This window comes from Azospirillum oryzae, from assembly GCF_008364795.1.
Lineage (GTDB): Bacteria > Pseudomonadota > Alphaproteobacteria > Azospirillales > Azospirillaceae > Azospirillum > Azospirillum oryzae.
In genome coordinates this window covers 1,134,518-1,152,146 of the sequence record NZ_VTTM01000002.1, presented here as the reverse complement: position 1 = coordinate 1,152,146, position 17,629 = coordinate 1,134,518, and the positions used below count along the sequence as shown (strand labels likewise).

14 protein-coding genes are annotated in these 17,629 nt (G+C 68.5%); 9 read left to right on the top strand and 5 right to left on the bottom strand.

Annotation, left to right across the window (positions count from 1 at the left end):
- Window positions 1-8 precede the first annotated feature (8 nt).
- Both metZ and FZ938_RS11420 read left to right on the top strand, forming a co-directional pair.
- Window positions 9-1,217, top strand: a complete 1,209-nt coding sequence (gene metZ, locus FZ938_RS11425; protein WP_149198574.1) for an O-succinylhomoserine sulfhydrylase — start codon at window positions 9-11, stop codon at window positions 1,215-1,217.
- Between the two features lie 87 nt (window positions 1,218-1,304).
- The gene (locus FZ938_RS11420) at window positions 1,305-1,820 is read left to right on the top strand and encodes a phasin family protein (RefSeq protein ID WP_149198573.1); all 516 of its coding nucleotides are present in this window, start codon (window positions 1,305-1,307) and stop codon (window positions 1,818-1,820) included.
- Between the two features lie 21 nt (window positions 1,821-1,841).
- Here the strand turns inward: FZ938_RS11420 and FZ938_RS11415 are convergent, their stop codons facing one another.
- Window positions 1,842-2,786 (bottom strand): cation diffusion facilitator family transporter, encoded by a 945-nt coding sequence (locus FZ938_RS11415; protein ID WP_149198572.1) that lies wholly within the window; start codon window positions 2,784-2,786, stop codon window positions 1,842-1,844.
- Between the two features lie 170 nt (window positions 2,787-2,956).
- On the opposite strand from FZ938_RS11415, the gene FZ938_RS11410 reads away from it, so the two are divergent.
- Entirely contained in the window at window positions 2,957-3,376 is a 420-nt protein-coding gene (locus FZ938_RS11410) for an OsmC family protein (protein ID WP_109109402.1), read from the top strand.
- Between the two features lie 89 nt (window positions 3,377-3,465).
- Window positions 3,466-5,532 (top strand): YjbH domain-containing protein, encoded by a 2,067-nt coding sequence (locus FZ938_RS11405; protein ID WP_149198571.1) that lies wholly within the window; start codon window positions 3,466-3,468, stop codon window positions 5,530-5,532.
- A 2-nt stretch (window positions 5,533-5,534) separates the two neighbouring features.
- Here FZ938_RS11405 and FZ938_RS11400 read toward each other — a convergent pair whose 3' ends face one another.
- Window positions 5,535-5,957: a hypothetical protein gene (locus FZ938_RS11400; protein ID WP_149198570.1), complete on the bottom strand. Its 423-nt coding sequence runs from the start codon at window positions 5,955-5,957 to the stop codon at window positions 5,535-5,537.
- 339 nt (window positions 5,958-6,296) lie between these two features.
- Here FZ938_RS11400 and FZ938_RS11395 point away from each other — a divergent pair, with 339 nt between their 5' ends.
- The gene (locus FZ938_RS11395) at window positions 6,297-6,461 is read left to right on the top strand and encodes a DUF1328 domain-containing protein (RefSeq protein WP_085090676.1); all 165 of its coding nucleotides are present in this window, start codon (window positions 6,297-6,299) and stop codon (window positions 6,459-6,461) included.
- Between the two features lie 327 nt (window positions 6,462-6,788).
- Here FZ938_RS11395 and FZ938_RS31030 read toward each other — a convergent pair whose 3' ends face one another.
- Complete coding sequence (locus FZ938_RS31030; protein WP_246457408.1) at window positions 6,789-7,709, bottom strand: RNA polymerase sigma factor; 921 nt, start codon at window positions 7,707-7,709, stop codon at window positions 6,789-6,791.
- Between the two features lie 563 nt (window positions 7,710-8,272).
- On the opposite strand from FZ938_RS31030, the gene FZ938_RS11385 reads away from it, so the two are divergent.
- From FZ938_RS11385 to FZ938_RS11370, 4 genes are all read left to right on the top strand, one after another.
- Window positions 8,273-9,199, top strand: coding sequence for a lytic transglycosylase domain-containing protein (locus FZ938_RS11385; protein ID WP_246457407.1), 927 nt, complete (start codon window positions 8,273-8,275; stop codon window positions 9,197-9,199).
- 201 nt (window positions 9,200-9,400) lie between these two features.
- A complete protein-coding gene (locus FZ938_RS11380; RefSeq protein WP_109152017.1) occupies window positions 9,401-9,736 on the top strand; it encodes a hypothetical protein in 336 nt (111 codons plus the stop codon).
- 137 nt (window positions 9,737-9,873) lie between these two features.
- A complete protein-coding gene (locus tag FZ938_RS11375; protein ID WP_149198568.1) occupies window positions 9,874-10,185 on the top strand; it encodes a hypothetical protein in 312 nt (103 codons plus the stop codon).
- Window positions 10,182-11,042, top strand: coding sequence for a class I SAM-dependent methyltransferase (locus tag FZ938_RS11370; RefSeq protein ID WP_246457405.1), 861 nt, complete (start codon window positions 10,182-10,184; stop codon window positions 11,040-11,042). The genes FZ938_RS11375 and FZ938_RS11370 overlap by 4 nt, the downstream gene beginning before the upstream one ends.
- 52 nt (window positions 11,043-11,094) lie before the next feature.
- On the opposite strand, the gene FZ938_RS11365 is transcribed toward FZ938_RS11370, so the two are convergent.
- Window positions 11,095-15,402 carry a translocation/assembly module TamB domain-containing protein gene (locus FZ938_RS11365; RefSeq protein ID WP_246457403.1) on the bottom strand — a complete coding sequence of 1,436 codons (4,308 nt, stop codon included), beginning with the start codon at window positions 15,400-15,402 and terminating at the stop codon, window positions 11,095-11,097.
- Between the two features lie 104 nt (window positions 15,403-15,506).
- Window positions 15,507-17,477 (bottom strand): autotransporter assembly complex protein TamA, encoded by a 1,971-nt coding sequence (locus FZ938_RS11360; protein ID WP_246457402.1) that lies wholly within the window; start codon window positions 17,475-17,477, stop codon window positions 15,507-15,509.
- Between the last annotated feature and the right edge of the window lie 152 nt (window positions 17,478-17,629).

Below are 17,629 nucleotides of genomic sequence, written 5' to 3'. Positions count from 1 at the left end.
GTTGCGGAATGTCGCGCACCGATCATCGCAATCCGAACGTCGCGGGGCTGCGCCCGCGGTCCAAGCTGGTCCATGGCGGCATCCGCCGCTCGCAGTTCGACGAGACCTGCGAGGCGCTGTACCAGACCTCCGGCTTCGTCTACGGCTCGGCCGAGGAGGCGGAGAACGCCTTCGCCAACGACGGCACGCGCCATGTCTACTCGCGCTTCCGCAACCCAACCTCGGCAATGTTCGAGGACCGGCTGTCCGAGTATGAGGGCGCCGAATGGGCCTATGCCACCGCCAGCGGCATGGCGGCGGTGCATGGAGCGCTGATGAGCGGCCTGCGCGCCGGCGACCGGGTGGTGGCGCCGCGGGCGCTCTTCATCTCCTGCTATTGGATCCTGAAGGAGCTGTGCGGCCGCTACGGCATCGAGACGGTGTTCGTCGATGGCACCAACCTGACGGAGTGGGAAGAGGCGCTGTCCAAGCCGACCAAGGCGGTCTTCCTGGAAACCCCGTCGAACCCCGGGCTCGAGGTCGTCGATCTCAAGGCGGTCTGCGATCTCGCCCACCGGGCGGGCGCGGTGGTCGTCGTCGACAATGCCTTCGCCACGCCTGTCCTGCAGCGTCCGTTCGACTTCGGCGCCGACGTCATCATCTATTCGGCGACCAAGCACATCGACGGTCAGGGCCGCTGCCTGGGCGGCGTCATCCTGGCAAAGGACAAGAAATACGCCTCCGAGGTCATCCATCCCTTCCTGCGCAACACCGGCCCGACCATCTCCCCCTTCAATTCCTGGCTGCTGCTGAAGGGAATGGAGACGCTGGAGCTGCGTGTGCAGGCCCAGTCGTCGGCCGGTCTGCAGGTTGCCGAGTTCCTGGAAAGCCACCCGAAGGTCGCCCAGGTGCTGTACCCGCTGCTGCCCAGCCACCCGCAATATGATCTGGTGCGCAAGCAGATGACCGGCGGCGGCAACATGCTGTCGGTCTTCCTGAAGGGCGGCAAGACGGAGGCGTTCAACACGCTGAACGGCCTCCGCATGGTGATGATCTCCAACAATCTCGGCGATTCGAAGAGCCTCATCACCCACCCCGCCACCACCACCCACTCCAAGCTGACGGACGAGGAAAAGGTCGCGGCGCGGATCGAACCCGGCCTGCTGCGCCTGTCCGTTGGTCTTGAGGACCCCCAGGACATCATCGAAGATCTCGACCGCGCGCTCGCCGAGGCGTAAAGATCGTGCCGGAACTTATGCTGCAGTGCAGCGTTGATGCTGCAGCCAAGTTTCGGCAACGATTTTTTCGAGAGAGGGGCGACGCCCATGTCATCACAGAACGCCGGCAACGGCCATCCCACCGACAGGCTTCTTGCGGTGGCGGGGCAGCTTACCAAGACCGGCCTTCGCAGCAGCGAAATGGGCGTTGCGGCGGCGCAGACCATCGGCTATCGCACGGCGATGATGACGGCTGCGCTTGCGAACCCCATCGACTTCGCCAATCCGGAGTTCATCCGCATGGGTGCGGAGAAGGTGGAGGCGGCGGTCGAAGCCTTCCATGCGGTCGCGACCGGCATCGGCGAGTTTGGACAGGCCTGGATCACGATGATCACCAAGCAGACCCAGGCGGCCGCCGCCACCATCGGCGGGCTCGCCACCTGCAAGAATCCGGTGGAGATCGTCGATATGCAGCAGCGCCTGCTGGCCGACGCGGTCGATGCCGGCATCCACGCCAACCTGCGCCTGATGGAGGCGACGGCGGCACTGGCCGCCGCCGGCATGAACCCCGCCTACCGCAAGGTGCGCGCCAACGCCCGCCGCCTCGCCCGCGAGCAGGCCTGACCCGCGAACTGGCATGAAGGGTCACACGACCTCCGGCGGGGCAAGGCGGCAACAACTGCCGTCCTGCTCCACCTGGATGGTGGCGTGGCCGATGCCGAAGCGGTCCTTCAGCACCGATGAGAGCTCCAGCAGGAGACCGTCGCCCTGGTCGGTGCCGGGACGCACCAGATGGGCGGTCAGCGCGGTTTCCGTCGTGCTGATCGGCCAAATGTGCAGATCATGCACCTCCTCCACGCCGGGCAGTCCGGCCAGATAGCGCTCCACCTCCGCCCGATCGATGCCGTCGGGAACCGCATCCATCGCCAGCCGCACCGAATCGCGCAGCAGGCCCCAGGTTCCGGCGATGATGACCAGCGCGATGACGATGCTGGTCACCGGATCCAGCCACAGCCAGCCGGTGAAGCGGATCGCCAACGCCGCGATGACGACGCCCACCGACACCGCGGCGTCGGCAGCCATGTGCAGATAGGCGCCGCGCAGGTTGATGTCCTGCTTCTGCCCGCCCATGAACAGCCACGCGGTCCAGGCATTGATGACGATGCCGATCACCGCCACCACCATGACCGTGGTTTCCGCCACCGGTTGCGGATCGGCAAGCCGATAGGCCGCCTCCAGCAGGATGGCGCCGACGGCGATCAGCAGGATCATCGCGTTCAGCAGCGACGCCAGGATCGACGCGTTGCCGAAGCCGTAGGTATAGCGCCCCTGCGGAATCCGCCGGCCGAGCCACACCGCGCCCCAGGCCAGCAGCAACCCCATCACGTCGCTGAGATTGTGCCCGGCATCGGCCAGCAATGCCGTGGAATTGGCGAGCAGCCCATAGACCGCCTCGACGACCACGAACCCGATGTTCAGCAACGCCCCCAGCGCGAAGGACCGGTCGTAGCGCGCCGGTCCGTGATGGTGATGGTCGCCGTGGTCGTGCCCGGCCTCTGAAGAACCGCCATGGGAATGGCCGTGCGGCATAATGAATGGCCCCGTCATCGCAATACACGTCACAGTACCGCCGACTTTGGCCGTGCGGGCGCCGCCGGACAAGTCCGGCGATGGAGGCTCTGCATCCTCTTGCGCCGCCCCGCCGCGGCGCCTAGCTTCGCGCGGACACTCACGATCAACAGTGAACGAAGGAAATGGTCATGAAGGCGCGCGTCACTTGGGTGGACGGCAAGATGTTCGTCGGCGAATCCGGCAGCGGCCATGCCGTGGTAATGGACGGCGCCCCGGAATCCGGCGGTCGCAACGCCGGCATCCGCCCGATGGAAATGCTGCTGATCGGCATGGGCGGCTGCACCTGCTTCGACGTGGTGATGATCCTGGAAAAGGGCCGTCAGCAGATCACCGACTGCGTCGCCGCCATCGAGGCCGAGCGGGCGGACACCGATCCGAAGGTCTTCACCAAGATCCACGTCCATTTCACCGTGACCGGCCGCAAGCTGGACCCCGCCAAGGTGGAGCGCGCCATTGCCCTGTCGGCGGAGAAATACTGCTCCGCCTCGATCATGCTGGGGCAGACCGCGACCATCACCCATGACTTCGAGGTGGTCGAGGCCCCGTAACGGCAACGGCATCCGCGTCTTTTCAGTTGCATTCATGCGCATGACTCGCGAATGATCGGATCGCATCTCCGAACCTTCGCGATCAGTGCGTGCGCCTTACCCCATTTCTCATTCTTCTCGCGGCATCTCCGGCTCTGGCCGATGAGGCAAGATACAGCCTGTCCGATTGGGGCGGGATCGGGCTGTTGCAGATGCCGAATGCCCGGATGGCGCCGGACGGTTCGATGAGCGGCGGGCTGACCGCGCTCGGCGACCTGCACCGTCACTACACCATATCCGCCCAGCCGCTGCCCTGGCTGGAGGTCACCGCACGCAACAGCGCCTATCCCGGCTATTACGGCCTCACCGAGCCCGGTCTCGATCTGAAGCTCCGGGTGCGGCGGGAGGACGAGCGCGGGCCGGCGCTGGTGATCGGCGGGCGCGACGTCACCGGGTCGGGGCTGGACCTGCCGGGCAAGGGCCGCTTCGCCGGCGAATATGTCGCCCTGTCGCGGCGCTGGTGGGACCTCGACCTGACGCTCGGCATGGGATGGGGCACGCTGGGAGAGGGCGGGCAGCTGCGCAACCCGCTGCGCTTCCTCGGTGGCCGATTCCGCCGCGATCGCGATCCATCGGCATGGCCGGCCACGCGTGGACCCAAGGCATGGTTCAGCGGCGAGCGGGTGGCGCTGTTCGGCGGGGTGGAGTGGCACACGCCGGTCGACGGGCTGAGCCTGAAGCTGGAGTCCTCCGGCGACCGCTTCCGCGCCCAGCGGCAGGACGAACCGGGCTTCGATCCCGGCAGCCGCTACAGCCTGGGCCTGTCCTGGCGCCCGGCATCCTGGGCCGACCTGGGCGCGGCCTATGAACAGGGCAGACGCCTGATGCTGCGGCTGTCGGTCCGCTTCGACCCTGCGGTGGATGCCGACCGCCCCGACCGCCCTCCCCCCGGCGTCGGGCCACGCCCATCGGCTGGGTCCGCCCTGTCGGCCGATGCCATCGCCCTGGTGGCGCGCAGCCGCGGCCTGCCGGTCCGCTCTGCCCACATCGACGGAGAGATCGCGACCCTGTGGCTCGATCCGGCCGGAAACGGACGGATGCCGCTGGCGCGCGAGGTTGGCGACGCGGCCCGCCTGCTGGCCGATCTGGCGCCACCGCAGGTCGAGCGGTTGCGCGTCGTCACCGGCGCCGGCGGCCTGGACACAGCTTCCGTAACCCTGCTGCGCCGCGATCTGGAACGGGCCGCCGGTCACCGCGGCAGCGCCGAGGAGATCTGGCGAACGACGCAACTCACCGCCACCGCGGTCCCGCCGCCGGACTGGCGCCCCCGGCTCGACCTGTCCACCCGGCTGGTCGCGAGCTTCGATCTGGCGGAGTTGGGGACTGCGCTGGCCCAGCGCACCCACACCGACGTGATGCTGCGGGCGGAGCCTCTGCGCGGGCTGGTGCTGGGCGGCGGACTGCGCATCAATGCGCCGAGCGATCTGCAACTGCTGGACACCAATGCCGTGCCGGCGGCGCAGCCGGTACGCAGCGACCTGCCGCGCTACGCCGACCGCCCACTGGCCCTCGACCATGCTTATGCGGCGTGGCTTGCCCGGCCGGCGGAGGGGCTGATGACACGGTTGTCCGCCGGCCATCTGGAGGAGATGTATGCGGGCATCGGTGCCGAGGCTCTGTTGCAGCCATTCGCCACCCGCTGGGCGCTCGGCCTCGACCTCAATCAGGTCTGGAAACGGCGGCCGGAAAGCCTGCTGGCCTTCGACCGCGGCGACGCCCGCGGCACTGGCCATCTCAGTCTCTATTGGGAGAGCCCCGGCGCCGACACCACCACCGCGTTGCGGCTCGGGCGCTATCTCGGCGGCGATTGGGGCGGAACGGTGGAGGTGATGCGCCGCTTCTACGGCGGCATCGGCCTAAGCGCCCACGCCACCTGGACCGAGGGTCCGGACGGCGCCCAGAGCCGCTTCGGTGGACGGATGGATTGGGGGTTGGCGCTGGTGGTGCCGATCGCGGCATCGGGATGGCTGCCGGTCGGCGGCACGGTGGAAACGGCGGTCCGCACGCTGGGCCGCGACGCCGGACAGCGCCTGCAGCAACCACTGCCGCTCTACGATCTCCGCGTGCCGGGGGGCGTCGGCCGCCTCACCGGCACATGGTCTCAACTATTGGAGTGACGTCAGCGGGCCGGCGTCACCGTGGGGTTGAGCGGGTCCAGGACCACGGTCGTCCACTCGCCCTGCGGGGTCATGGCGTTGGCGACGTATCGGTCCCCGTCCTTGCGGAAATCGCGCAACGAGACATAGCCGGCGGCGCTGAGCTGGTTCAGCAGTGTCGTCTGGCGCAGTTCGATCGGCTTCTGCCCGGGACCGCGGCGTGCGGCGACGCCGGACGCCGGCCCGGAGGACGAGCCCCCCGACTCCATGGCGGACGATCCCATCAGATCGCCGCCGGTGCTGCCGGAATAGGCGCCCGCATGGGTCTTGCCGCCCGGCTGGCTTTGGGAACCCGAATAGCTTTGGGAATAGGTCTGCTGCGCCATCGCGGCCGGCGCCAGCGCGAGCGAAGCGGCCACGGCCGCCAGGAACAGTCCGGTCTTCATGGAATCCTCTCCTGCTGTCGGCTTGTCTTGCCGTCGAATGCCGGTCCTCAAGATCACGAAACAACCTGGCCGCACCTTTGTTGCATAAATGCCAGCCCGCACCGCCCAAGCGGCGGCCCGATACTCCGACCGGACGGAACGCGGGAACATCGCGCCCACGACAGCGTTCTGGTCTTCGAATGCCGCCGCACCGGCTGTGCTTACCGTCACCTTCCCGACTTGCCATCGAGGCAGTGTCCATGTGGCGGAGACGACGGGACGGCGGGTGCGGCCACGACTTGTCTCATCTGTGACGCCGGCAGTCCTTGGCGACTATTCGGCCGAGCGAGGGAGGGTATGATGCTCTATTGGGCTCTTGTTTTCTTCGTCATCGCGCTTATCGCGGGCGCGCTCGGGTTCGGCGGGATCGCGTCGGCCAGCTCCGGCATTGCGCAGATCCTGTTCTTCCTGTTCCTGATCCTGTTCGCCATCAGCCTGATCATGGGTCTGGTGCGGCGACGGTAGACGGGAGGCCATCCGGCCGGGCGATCGGCCAGTGGGATTCTCCGCCGGGACCTTTTCCCACGCGAAGGAACCATCGGCGGATCGCCCGGTTGACTACGGTATCTCCTGACGCTGCGACACTCTCTCCTCCCGAGGTGACGTCAGGGCCGGCGAGCCCGGGCGGCGCCTCGATTGTCCCCGCCTCCGGCGGCGTCCGACACGGGCGCCGCCGTTCTTTTTCCGCCTTTGCGGATTGACGTGGTTGCAAACGAAAACGGGGCACCCGGCGACCGGGCACCCCGCGAAATCCATCCTGTCTCCGATGTCCGCCCGCTCAGGCGCCCGTGCTCAGGCGTCCGCGTCGTCCGACGGGTTCTGGCCCTCCATCAGTAGCCGCAGGGCGCGGCGGCCGCGCGACAGGCGCGACTTCACGGTGCCGATGGAGATGCCGAGGATGTCGGCCGCCTCGTTGTAGGAAATGCCCTCCAGACCGATCAGCAGGACGACCTCGCGCTGTTCGTTGGGGAGAAGGGCAAGGGCCCGGCGCAGGTCGCGCAGTTCCATCCGCACGAACTGCGAGCCCGGTGCGGCCCCGATCGCCGCCTGCGCCTCGGCGTCGATGTCGACCACCGGCTGGCGGCGGCGTACGCCGTTGATGTGAAGGTTGCGCAGGATGGTGAACAGCCAGGCGCGGAGATTGGTGCCGGGCCGCCACAGATGCAGGCGCGACAGCGCCCGTTCAAGGCACTCCTGAACCAGATCGTCGGCCAGCGTCGCATCGCGGACCATGGCGCGGGCGAACCGGCGCAGTCGTGGAATTTCCTCCTCGATCTGGCGGATCACCGCGGGATCGGAAGGAGCATTGGGATCGGGGCGGAAATCGTCCTCGGTTTCCGCCTGCACGGCCACCACGCCGGCATCGGCTACGGCCGTATCGGCTTCGCCGGCCTCGGTGCTGGCTTCGGCCCGCTTGGCCTCCGCATGGGCAGTCAAATGGGTCTCCATCCCGGCATCGGCGGTATTCTGGTCTGTGTACGTCGGCAGGCCGTCCGAACGGGTCCGACCAACGGCCTCGGCGCCGAACGGCATCGGATCGGCCAGTGCCGGGCCGCGCAGTCGGTGGCTCAAGGTTGTCGCGACGTGGTTCGCCATCGGTGAAACGATGCCTCCTTCAATGCCGTTCGCCACGGCGACGCCGACCGCATTCTGGAGTGCGGGCGACAATGCCGGGGCCTCCGGCGCGAAGGCCCCGGACGCGGGAATCTCCAAGGGAAACTCCATCGTCCGGGGCCATCGAATTTGCAGCCGATTATCTGGCCCGATCCGTACGTAATCAGTGCACAAAGGAGCTGCCAGTTGGGAAAAAGGCTAGTGGGTCATACAATAGGGCCGGTTAACCCCTAGAGTACCCCGTGTATCCCACGTCAATCACCGTTCGGGCGTTGGCGTAACATCTGGTCTTTCGTTATTTCTCCAACTCGATTGGAGGACGCATGACCAACGTGAAAAGAAAAAGACCGACCGACATTCGTCGATCGGCCTATGTATTTTTTATTGGCAGCGCCACATCAAGCACTTACGGCGATGTATTTTCCGGCAGCCGGCCTTCCGTTTCGGCTTATGCCACCACGCCTGACACCCGGCCAGACGGATACAGCGGCGTCCTCCCCAAGAGTTCTGCTTCCGACCTTTCGATGGTCTCCGAAAGCCTGAAGAAAATCATACAGGGGGGTCCTGTGGAAGGCCACACGAACCTTTGCGGTACACCGTCCGCGTCGCGCGCTCCCGCAACCTCACGGCGCATCGGCAGGCACGGCACCCGCCGGGCACGTATGGCGGCGTTGTCGGCGGCAGTGTTCCTGCCCGCCCTGCTGGCGGCGGCACCGGCGAATGCCGGCATCTCCGAGAAGACCGTCGCCGCGCTGGAGGCCCTCGCCAGCAAGGGCAGCGCCCGTGCCCAATATGAACTGGCGCAGCATTACGACCGTGCCGACGGGGTGAAGGCCGACTCCCGGCTCGCCTTATCCCTCTATTGCCGTGCCGCCCGCCAGGACTATGCCGACGCGGCGTTGATGGCCGGCCGGATGCACATGGCCGGGCTGGGTGGCGTGTCCAAGGATGCCGATCTCGGCCGTGCCTGGCTGCGCAAGGCCGCATCCCTCGGCAACGAGCAGGCGGAGCGACTGGTCGGCACTGTCAGCGCCACGGTGAAGGCGCCCGACCGCTGCGAGCCGCCCAACCTGCGATGGGGCATCATCCGCAAGCCGCCCGCCGAAATCCGCGCCATGGTGCAGAAGATGGCGCCGACCTACGGCCTCGACCCCGATCTGGTGCTGGCGGTCATCGCGGTCGAGTCCGGCTACCGCGTCGATGTCGTGTCGAACAAGAATGCCCAGGGCCTGATGCAGCTGATCCCGGAAACCGCCGAGCGTTTCGGCGTCTCCGACCCCTTCAACGCCGAACAGAACCTGCGCGGCGGCATGAAGTACCTGCGGTGGCTGCTGGCCTATTTCGATGGGAACGTCGCCTATGCGCTGGCGGGCTACAACGCCGGCGAGGGGGCGGTCCTGCAGTACAAGGGCATCCCGCCCTACCGGGAGACGAAGGATTACGTGACCAAAATCCGCAGCATCTACGCGCAGACCTATCATCCCTTCAACCGGGATGTCGTGCAGTCCGCCGGCCTCGTCAGCACCGCGCGAGAGGAGGTCGCCGAGCTGTCGCTTTCGACCAGAACGCGCAGCAGTGGAAAGCGGTGAGAACGGGAGATTGCGACTCGGAAAAATGCGACTCGGACGACTCGGACGGCGTTTGGTTAACACTTTGGTTATAAAGTGACGATTACCCTCGGGGCACGACGGATTTCGCAAGCGCTGGCGCCCATCGGGACGCCATCCCGCGTCACCCGCCAGCGTCTCACCTGCAACGTTTCATCCGAACGTTTCCCGAGGACCTGCCCGATGCCCATGGCCGCCGACGTCGACACCATCGAACGCACCTCCATCGTCGCCTACACGCTGCTGAACGAGCTTCATGAAGTCCTGGCCCTGCCCAAGGCTCCGGACGACGTCACGCTGGGCATCCTGATGGGCATGGCCATGTTCCTCGACGACAAGGTCGGCCCGATGCGTGCCAAGCGCCTGATGAGCGAGGCGCCGACCATCGTGCTGAAGACGGACGCCCACGTCACCACCGACCAGACCCAGCGCATCATGCCGGTGCTGCGCGCCTTCGGCGATCACCTGAAGGAACTGCGCATGAAGGCGGAGCGTCCGGTCAGCGGCTCCGTCGGCTGACGCCAGCCATCGATTTCCAAGTTTTGCCGATTTCCGAGTTTTGCGGACCCGACGCCCACCGCGGCGCCGGGTCCGTCGTGTCGGCCGACTGTCAGGCTGCTTGACCGAACGGTGAAATGGGCCGAAGCTTTCAGCCCATGGACTGGTTCACCGGGATCAGCATCGTCGCCATCATGGCCGGCGTGACCGTCAGCACCGTCGTGCTGGTGGCCGTCGGATCGATCCGCCGCAGCCTGAACGAGGCGGCGGGCCGCCAGTCCCAGCAAATCCGCAAGCTGACGGAGACGGTGGCGACCCTGTCCCAGCAGCAGCAGGCGGCGCAGACCCGCATCCAGCAACTGACCGACGCCAACCGCAAGCTGTCCGACGAGCTGTCGGCGCTGGGCGAACGGCTGAACGACGCCGACACGGTCAAGCGCGTGGCCGGCACGGCGAGGCTTCTCCATTGACCGCGATTGTCCTTCCCGACGCCCCTTCTCCCGATGCGGCCCCTCCCGATGCGGCCAGAGAGCGTGACCGCTGGGCCGCCAGCGCCGACGCCTGGGACCGCTGGGCCGATCCGATGGCCGATCTGGCCGACAAGCTGAACCGCCCGCTTCTGGACGCAGCCGGTCTGACGGAGGGGCACCGTCTGCTCGACCTCGCATCGGGCGCGGGCGAGCCGGCGTTGAGCGCCGCGCGCCGCGCCGGACCCGATGGGCTTGTCGTCGGCAGCGACCTTGTTCCCGGCATGATGGCCGGCGCCGTCCGTCGTGCCCGCAGCGTGGAGGGACCGGCCCCCACCTTCACCGCCGCCGACATGACCGCCCTGCCCTTCGCCGACGCCGCCTTCGACGGGGTGACCTGCCGTTTCGGCATCATGTTCGTGCCGGGCGTGGACTCCGCCCTGCGCGAGGTGCGGCGCGTCCTGCGCCCCGGCGGCAAGGCGGCCTTCATGGTGTGGGGTCCGCGCGCCGGCAACGGCCTGTTCGCGGAGATCGGCGACGTGGTCGCCGACCATCTCGGCGAGGACGGCAGCCTCGACCCGCTGTTCCGCTTCGCCAAGCCGGGATTGCTGTCCGAGGTGATGCGGGCCGCCGGCTTTGCCGAAACCTCAGAGACCGACCTGACCCCGGTGCGCAAGGCCCCCGCCGGCCAGCCCTTCTGGCGCGCCGCGCTGGACATGAGCTTCGGCCACCGGCTGGGGGGACTGAGCGCGGAGCGGCGCAAGGCGCTGGAGCAGGACATCGCCAAGCGGTTCGATGCCCAGGCGGTGGACGGCATCGTGCCGGTGCCGTCGCACGCGCGGATCGTCGTGGGGTGGTGAGGTCGGGTGGGGGCGTCGTCAGCCGACACCCCCCTCAATAATCCTTCTCCCCTCAATAATCCTTCTCGTAGATCACCCCGAACTTGGTCTCCGAGTTGGCTCCGACCGAAGCGGTGCCCTTCAGGTTCTTGGTGATGTCGACTTCGACCTTCGCCCGGCTCTGGTTGGCGCCGATGCCCTGTTCGACGCCGACATAGACGCGGTCGCTGACATAGCGACCGGCCTGAACGGCGCCGCCCTTGCCGTTCTCGCCCTGGGTGAAATCCAGCCGGTCGACACCCAGGCCGCGGCGCACCTTGTCCAGGATGCCGCCGCCACCGCCGCCGATTCCCGCCAGCGAGGCCGCCGACTGGGCAAGCTGAACCGCTTCCGCGGCGCTCAGGTCGCCGACCGACTTGCCGAACAGCACGCCGGCCAGCACCTCGTCCTGAGGAAGTCCTTGCGGGGAGGTCAGCTCGATCTTCGGCTGGCGGGCGGTGCCGCTGACCACGACGTCGGCGGTGATGCCGTTGGCAGTCGCCTCCGCCAGCAGGTCCAGCCGCGGGTCGATCGGCTGCGTGCCGTCGAAATCGAAGATGCCGCGCTTGAACTCGAAATTCTTGGCCAGCAGGTCCAGGTTGCCTTTCAGGATGGTGAAGCGGCCGGTCACCTCCGGCGCGGCGGCGGTGCCGCCGACACGCAGGTTGCCGCCCAACTCCGCGTTCAGCCCGCGGCCGCGCACGAAGATCTGGTTCGGCGCATTCACCGTCATGTCCAGCGCCAGCACGAAGGGCGAGGCTGCCGGAGGCGCCTCCTCCGGTACCGGCACCCGGCGCGTGCCGCCGGCGGTGGACACCTGCGTCGTCCCGCGGGCGCGGCGGCCCTTGCCGACCTCCGTCACCTTCAGATCGACGACATTCGCGGGCATGCGGTCGGGGACCTGGATCTCGGCACGGCGGATGTCCACCGGCCCGGCCAGCCGGGCGTTGGTGAAGCCGCCGGTCAGGGTCAGGTTCGCCCCGATCTCCGCCGTCACCAGATCGATCTCCAGCAGCCGGGCATTGTCGGCCTGCAGCCTGATGTCCAATTGCTGGTCGGCGGCGGCACCCGGACGGATGACACCACTGGCGGTGAGAACCCCGCCGTTGCGCGTCCGCCCACGGAAGCTCTGGACGGTGAAGACGTCGCCGTCGCCGACCAGCCGCGCCTCGATATTGGTGATGACGGCACCCGAGGCACGGTTCTCGTAGCGCCCGTTCGTCAACACCACCGATCCGCCGAGCGACGGCTTGTCCACCGTGCCGCCGGCCCTCACGTCCAGCCGCAGCGATCCGCGCGCCCGGTCGCCCGATGCGGCGAGCAGGTCGTTCGCCAGCGACAGATCGACCGTGCCGTTGACCGCCGCCTCCAGCGCGCCGTTCGGAGGCACGCTGACGGCGTAGCTGTCCGGGTCCATCACCAGCGGCAGGACGGCGTTGGCGGTCAGCGTGCCGGCATTCTTCGGCATGGCGACACGGCTGGCTAGGGTCAGCCGGCGGTCGCGCCACTGGATGTCCGCCGTCGCGTCGATGCCGGGCAGCCCGGCCTGGGTGGTCTGCTGCGCCTTCAGCCCGCTGACCCGAATGGTGGCGTCGGCGCGCGGGCTGCGCAGCGTGCCGCCCAACGACGCCCGCGCATTGGCGACGCCATCCAGCGCCAGCGTCGGGCTGGCCAGCTTCGCCAGCGCCAGCGGCAGGCGGTCGATGGTCAGCTCGCCGCTCAGCCGCTCACCGTTCAGGCCGAGGTCGGCGGCCAGCCGGGCATTGCCGGACGACAGCCGCAACTCCTTCACCTCATAGCGGCGGTCGGCCAGCAGGATGGTGGCGGGGGCGGTCATCCGCAGATCCTCGCCGGCATAGCGCGCCTGCAGGCGGTCGAGGCGGATGCGGGTCACGCCGCCATCCATCGCCAACCCGCCGGCGAGGTCGAGCGCGACCGGCTGAGCGCCGGCACCATTGGCGTTGGCCTGGAAACCGGCCTTCGCCAGCGACCCGTCGACGGAAGCGGTGACGCTGCGCAGCTCATTGCCGGCGGCGTTGCCGTCGGTCATCTCCACCCGCGCCTTGCCGCTGGGGGCGCCCAGCGCGTCGGCGATGTCGGCTTTCGCGGTCAGTTTCCGGGCGGTCAGCAGCGGTCCGCCTTCGCCGTCCACCCGCAGGTTGCTGGCGTCGGCGGTCAGGTTGGCCGCCTGCTTGCCGCCCTTGCTGTCCAGTGCCAGGGTGAAGCTCGCCCCGCCGCCCAGCGGCATGCCCGCCAGTTCCGACAGACCGTTCAGGTTGGGCAGCTTGCCCTCCAGCCGGCCGGTGGCGAGCAGCGTGTCGAGCGCCACCTGCGCCTCTCCGGTGATGCGGTTGCTGCCGTTGGCGATGGTCAGGCCATCGAGCCGCAGCGTCTGCTCACGCAGGGCATAACGTCCGTCGAGCGACAGCGGCGTCTTGTCCATGTTCGTGCGGGCCGACACCGTGCCGTTCGGCGTGGCCGGCAGGCCGGCAGCGGTCGCCTTCACCTCCGTGGCGCCCAGCCGGCGGCCCTGCACCACGAGGTCGCGGGCGTTCAGCGTCGCCTGCGCCTCGATGCCATCGAGCGGGCCGCGGGCGGTCGCCTCCAACGTCGCCGCCCCTTCCATCGGCGTGCCGAGCGCAGTGCCCAGCGGCTCCAGCTTCGCCACCGTCAGGATGGTTCGCGCATCGACCTTGTTGTCCGCCAGGGCCGCATTGCCGGTCAGCTTGCCGTTGCGCCCGTCCACCGTCAGGTCGGTCAGGCGCATGGCGCCATCGGGCTCCATGCGTGCCGCCAGCGCCAGCGTCGCCTTGTCGCCCAGCACGGCGTCGGCCGGGGTGCCGGTGGACAGACGGTCGATGGTACCGGTCAGATCGGCGGTCAGCGTGCCGTCGGCAATGCGTTTGACCGGCCCCGACAGGGCCACGGCGCCTGCCAGCGGCCAGCCGGCGAGGCCGGACAGCGGGGCGAGGTCGTCGGCGCTCGCGCTCAGGGTCAGATCCGCGGTCTGACCCCAGCCGCCAATGGTTCCCTTTGCCTCGGCCCGCGCGGCGGCGGCGTTCAGCGCCAGCGTCTCCAGCCCGATCCCGCCGCTGCCGGTGTCGATCCGCGCGCGGGCGGCCAGGGTGGTCTCGGGGCCGGTCAGGCGGGACAAGGCCGGATCGTCGGCGGCGAGGTCGCGCAGGGTGGCGTTCACCGCGACGTTCAGCGCGCTCAGCGCCCCTTCGGCGGAGCCCTCCACGACGCCCTCGCGCCAGGACAGCGGCGCCAGCGGGTGCAGGGCGGAGTCCGGCCCGGCCTGAACGGTCCAGCGCAGGTTGAGGCTGTTGTAGTCGGCGCCAATGTCGCCGTTCACCGTCGCGTTCGCGGCGGCGACGGTGAGCGCCAGCGGTCGCAGGGTGATGGCGCCGGACGGCGCCCGCAGCACGGTCGCGTTCAGGGTCGGTCTGGGACCGATTAGCGGAGTCACCGTGTCGCCCGCCAATCCGGCGATCAGCGGCGCGACGTTGCCGCCGGCCGCAAGCGTCAGGACATGCCCCTCCGTCCCCTTCTTGATGGTGGCGTCTGCGTTGAGCGTGCCGGTGGGGGCCGCGGCCTCGCCGGCGGTGGCGGTCAGCTTGCCGGTCCAGTCGTCCAGCGTGCCGTCGCCCTTCAGCGCCAGTTGAACCGGCGGCAGGCCGGGCATCGACAGCGCGCGGGCCATGACGCCGCCGGCCGGTTCCGACGCATTGACCGACAGGTTGAGCGTGTTCTTGCCGGGATCGAATGCGGCGACCAGATCGGCCTGTCCGGGCTTGTCGTCGATGCGCGAGACCGACAGGTTGGCGTTCAGCGCCCCGCCGCCATGTTCCAGCAGCACCGAGCCGGCAATGCGCAGCACGGCCTGTTCGCCCAGCAGCGCCGGCGCCAGGTCCAGCCGTTCCACCACCAGCTTCTTCAGGTCGATGTCCACCGGCAGGCTGGGCAGCAGCGAGGCGTTGGGGTCGGACGGCGCGGCGGGCTGAGTCGTGACCGGCGCGCGGGTCACCGACACCGACGCCGCTTCCAGCGCATCGATCTTGGCGCTGCGCATGAACAGGGCGGATGGCGACATCACCACATGCAGCCGGTCGATGGTCAGCCAGACACCCTGGCTGTCGGCCAGCGTGACGGTGGCGATGGTGAAGTCGGTGGGGATGCTGCCGTCGATCGCGCCGAGCTTCAGGTGCATGTCCGGCGATTCGACCGCCCCTTCGATCTTCTCCGTCAGCCATTCGCGGGCGGAATCGCCGGAGAACAGCGAGAAGGCCCGGACGGGCTGCGGACCGGCCAACAGGCCGGTAAGGATCGTCAGACCGACCAAAAGTAAGCGAACCGCCGTCACACCATGCCCTTTCACCAGCGCCACCCGTGTCCTAACCGCAATAAACGGTCATCGTCCCGGAGGATTGGGACGAAATTGCGCCATTAGAACGCCTGCCCCAGGCTGAGATACAGCTGCCAACGCGCATCGCCGTCGGCGGGGTTGAGGGGAATGCCGACATCGACGCGCAGCGGGCCGAAGTCGGTGTAGTAGCGCAGGCCCAGACCGGCGCCGACGCGCAGAGGCTCGCTGAAGTCCGGATAGGCCGAATCATAAACGGTGCCGGCATCGACGAAGGGAACGATGCCGATGCTCTCCGTCACCTTGATGCGCAGCTCGGCCCCGATCTCGAACAGCGACCGGCCGCCGACCGGATCGTCATAGCGGTCACGCGGCCCGGCCTTCTGGAAACCGTAGCCGCGCACCGACCCGCCGCCGCCGGCATAGAAGCGATGGTCGGGCGGGATGTCCGACAGCGAAGTGCCGAGGATGCTGCCCAGCCCGATCCGCGCCGCGGCGACATAGCGCCCGTCATTGCCGAGATCGTAATAGGTGGAGCCGTTGAACAGCACCGAGGTGAAGGGCGACTCGGTATCCCCGCCCACCGGGAACCAGGGCGTCACCTGCAGCGAGGCCCGCTGGCCGGAGGTGGGGTTCAGCAGATTGTCGGTGCCGTTCCAGGCCGCCCCCAGCGGCACGCCGATGAAGGAGGTTTGATAGGTCTTGTCCTCCGTCCGCACCCGACCGCGCTCGCCGGTCAGGCCATAGCTGACGGTCAGCTGGTCGGTCAGCGGCCGTTCCAGCTTGACCGTCAGTTCCGATGCGACTCGGCTATAGGCCGGCGGCTGGTCGTTCACCACGGCGAAATTGACCACCAGCGACTGCTTCACCGCCAGGAAGTCGGGTTTGCGGAAATTGACGCTGAAGCGCAGATCCGGCAGGTCGTTGCCCTTGCTCGACGTGCCGCCGGACGACCCGGCCACACGCCCGACATCGACACCGACGCGCAGCTGCTCCGCCCCACCGAACAGGTTGCGGTGGCCCCAATAGGCATTGGCGCCCAGCCCGTCCTGCGTCGAATAGGTGACGCCGCCGCCGATGAATCGGCGCTTGCGCTCGCTGACCGAGACGATCACCGGCGTCACGCCGTCCGGCCCCGGCTCGTCTGCCATCCGCACGCGGACGGTGTCGAAGACCTGGAGCGCGGCGATGTCCTGCCGTGCCCGATCGGTGGCGGTCGGATCGAAGACCTGCCCCTCCTTCCAGGCGAGACGCCCGCGCACCAGATCCTCGTCGACCTTCTGCAGCCCTTCGATCCGGGTGGCGCCATAGCGGGTCAGCGGGCCGGGGTCGACGGTATAGGCGACATCCATCGTCCGGTCGGAATGATCGACCACCACCTCGCGATCCGATGCCTTGGCGAAGGCATAGCCGCGCTTGGTCAGCCGGCCGACCAGCTCCGATTCGGCGTCGAGCACCTTCTGCGCCACCGCCGGAGCACCGGCGGCTAGGCCGAGATTGTCGGTCGCGACCTCCTTCGGCAATGTGGAATTGCCGGTGGAGTTGGCGGCGCCGCGCACCGTCACCGTCTTGATGTGGTAGAGCGGCCCCGGCGTCACCGCCACCGTCACCTTGACCGGCGGTGCGTCTCCTCCGGCGGGCAGGGTGCCGGCCGCCGCGGGATCCTCGATGCGGATGTCCAGCTTCGCGTCGTAATAGCCGGCGGATCGCAGCGCCGTCTGCAAACGGTCGCGGTCGCTGTCGGCCCGCCGCTCCAGCCCGATCAGCGAGGGCGGATGGTCGTCCTTCAGCTCCACCAGGGTGGAGGCGTCGCGCAGCGTGCCGCGCAGTCCGTCATCCTCGACGCCGGTGATGTCCACTTCATAGGTGATGCCGGCCGGCCGCACCTCCTCGTCCGGCAGAGCGGCCTCCGGCGACGCACTCTGCGGCGGCGCCGCTGGCACGGCACCGGGGATGCTGTCAGGCGGCGAATCCTGGGCATGCCCGCCGCCTGCCGGCCCCAGCATCAGAAGGGCGGCGACCAGCGGAGCGGCGATGGGGGCCTTGAGCGGCACGGCTGCAATCCTCGTTGCGGCGGCCGCGCGGCGGCGGGAAGCGGAAGCGAAACGGATCATCGTTCCCAATGTAAGGTCCAATGACGCATGGCTCCATCCCGGAAATTCGCGTTAGACCAAAGGGCACGACGCTTGCGTTTTGGCCAAGGATC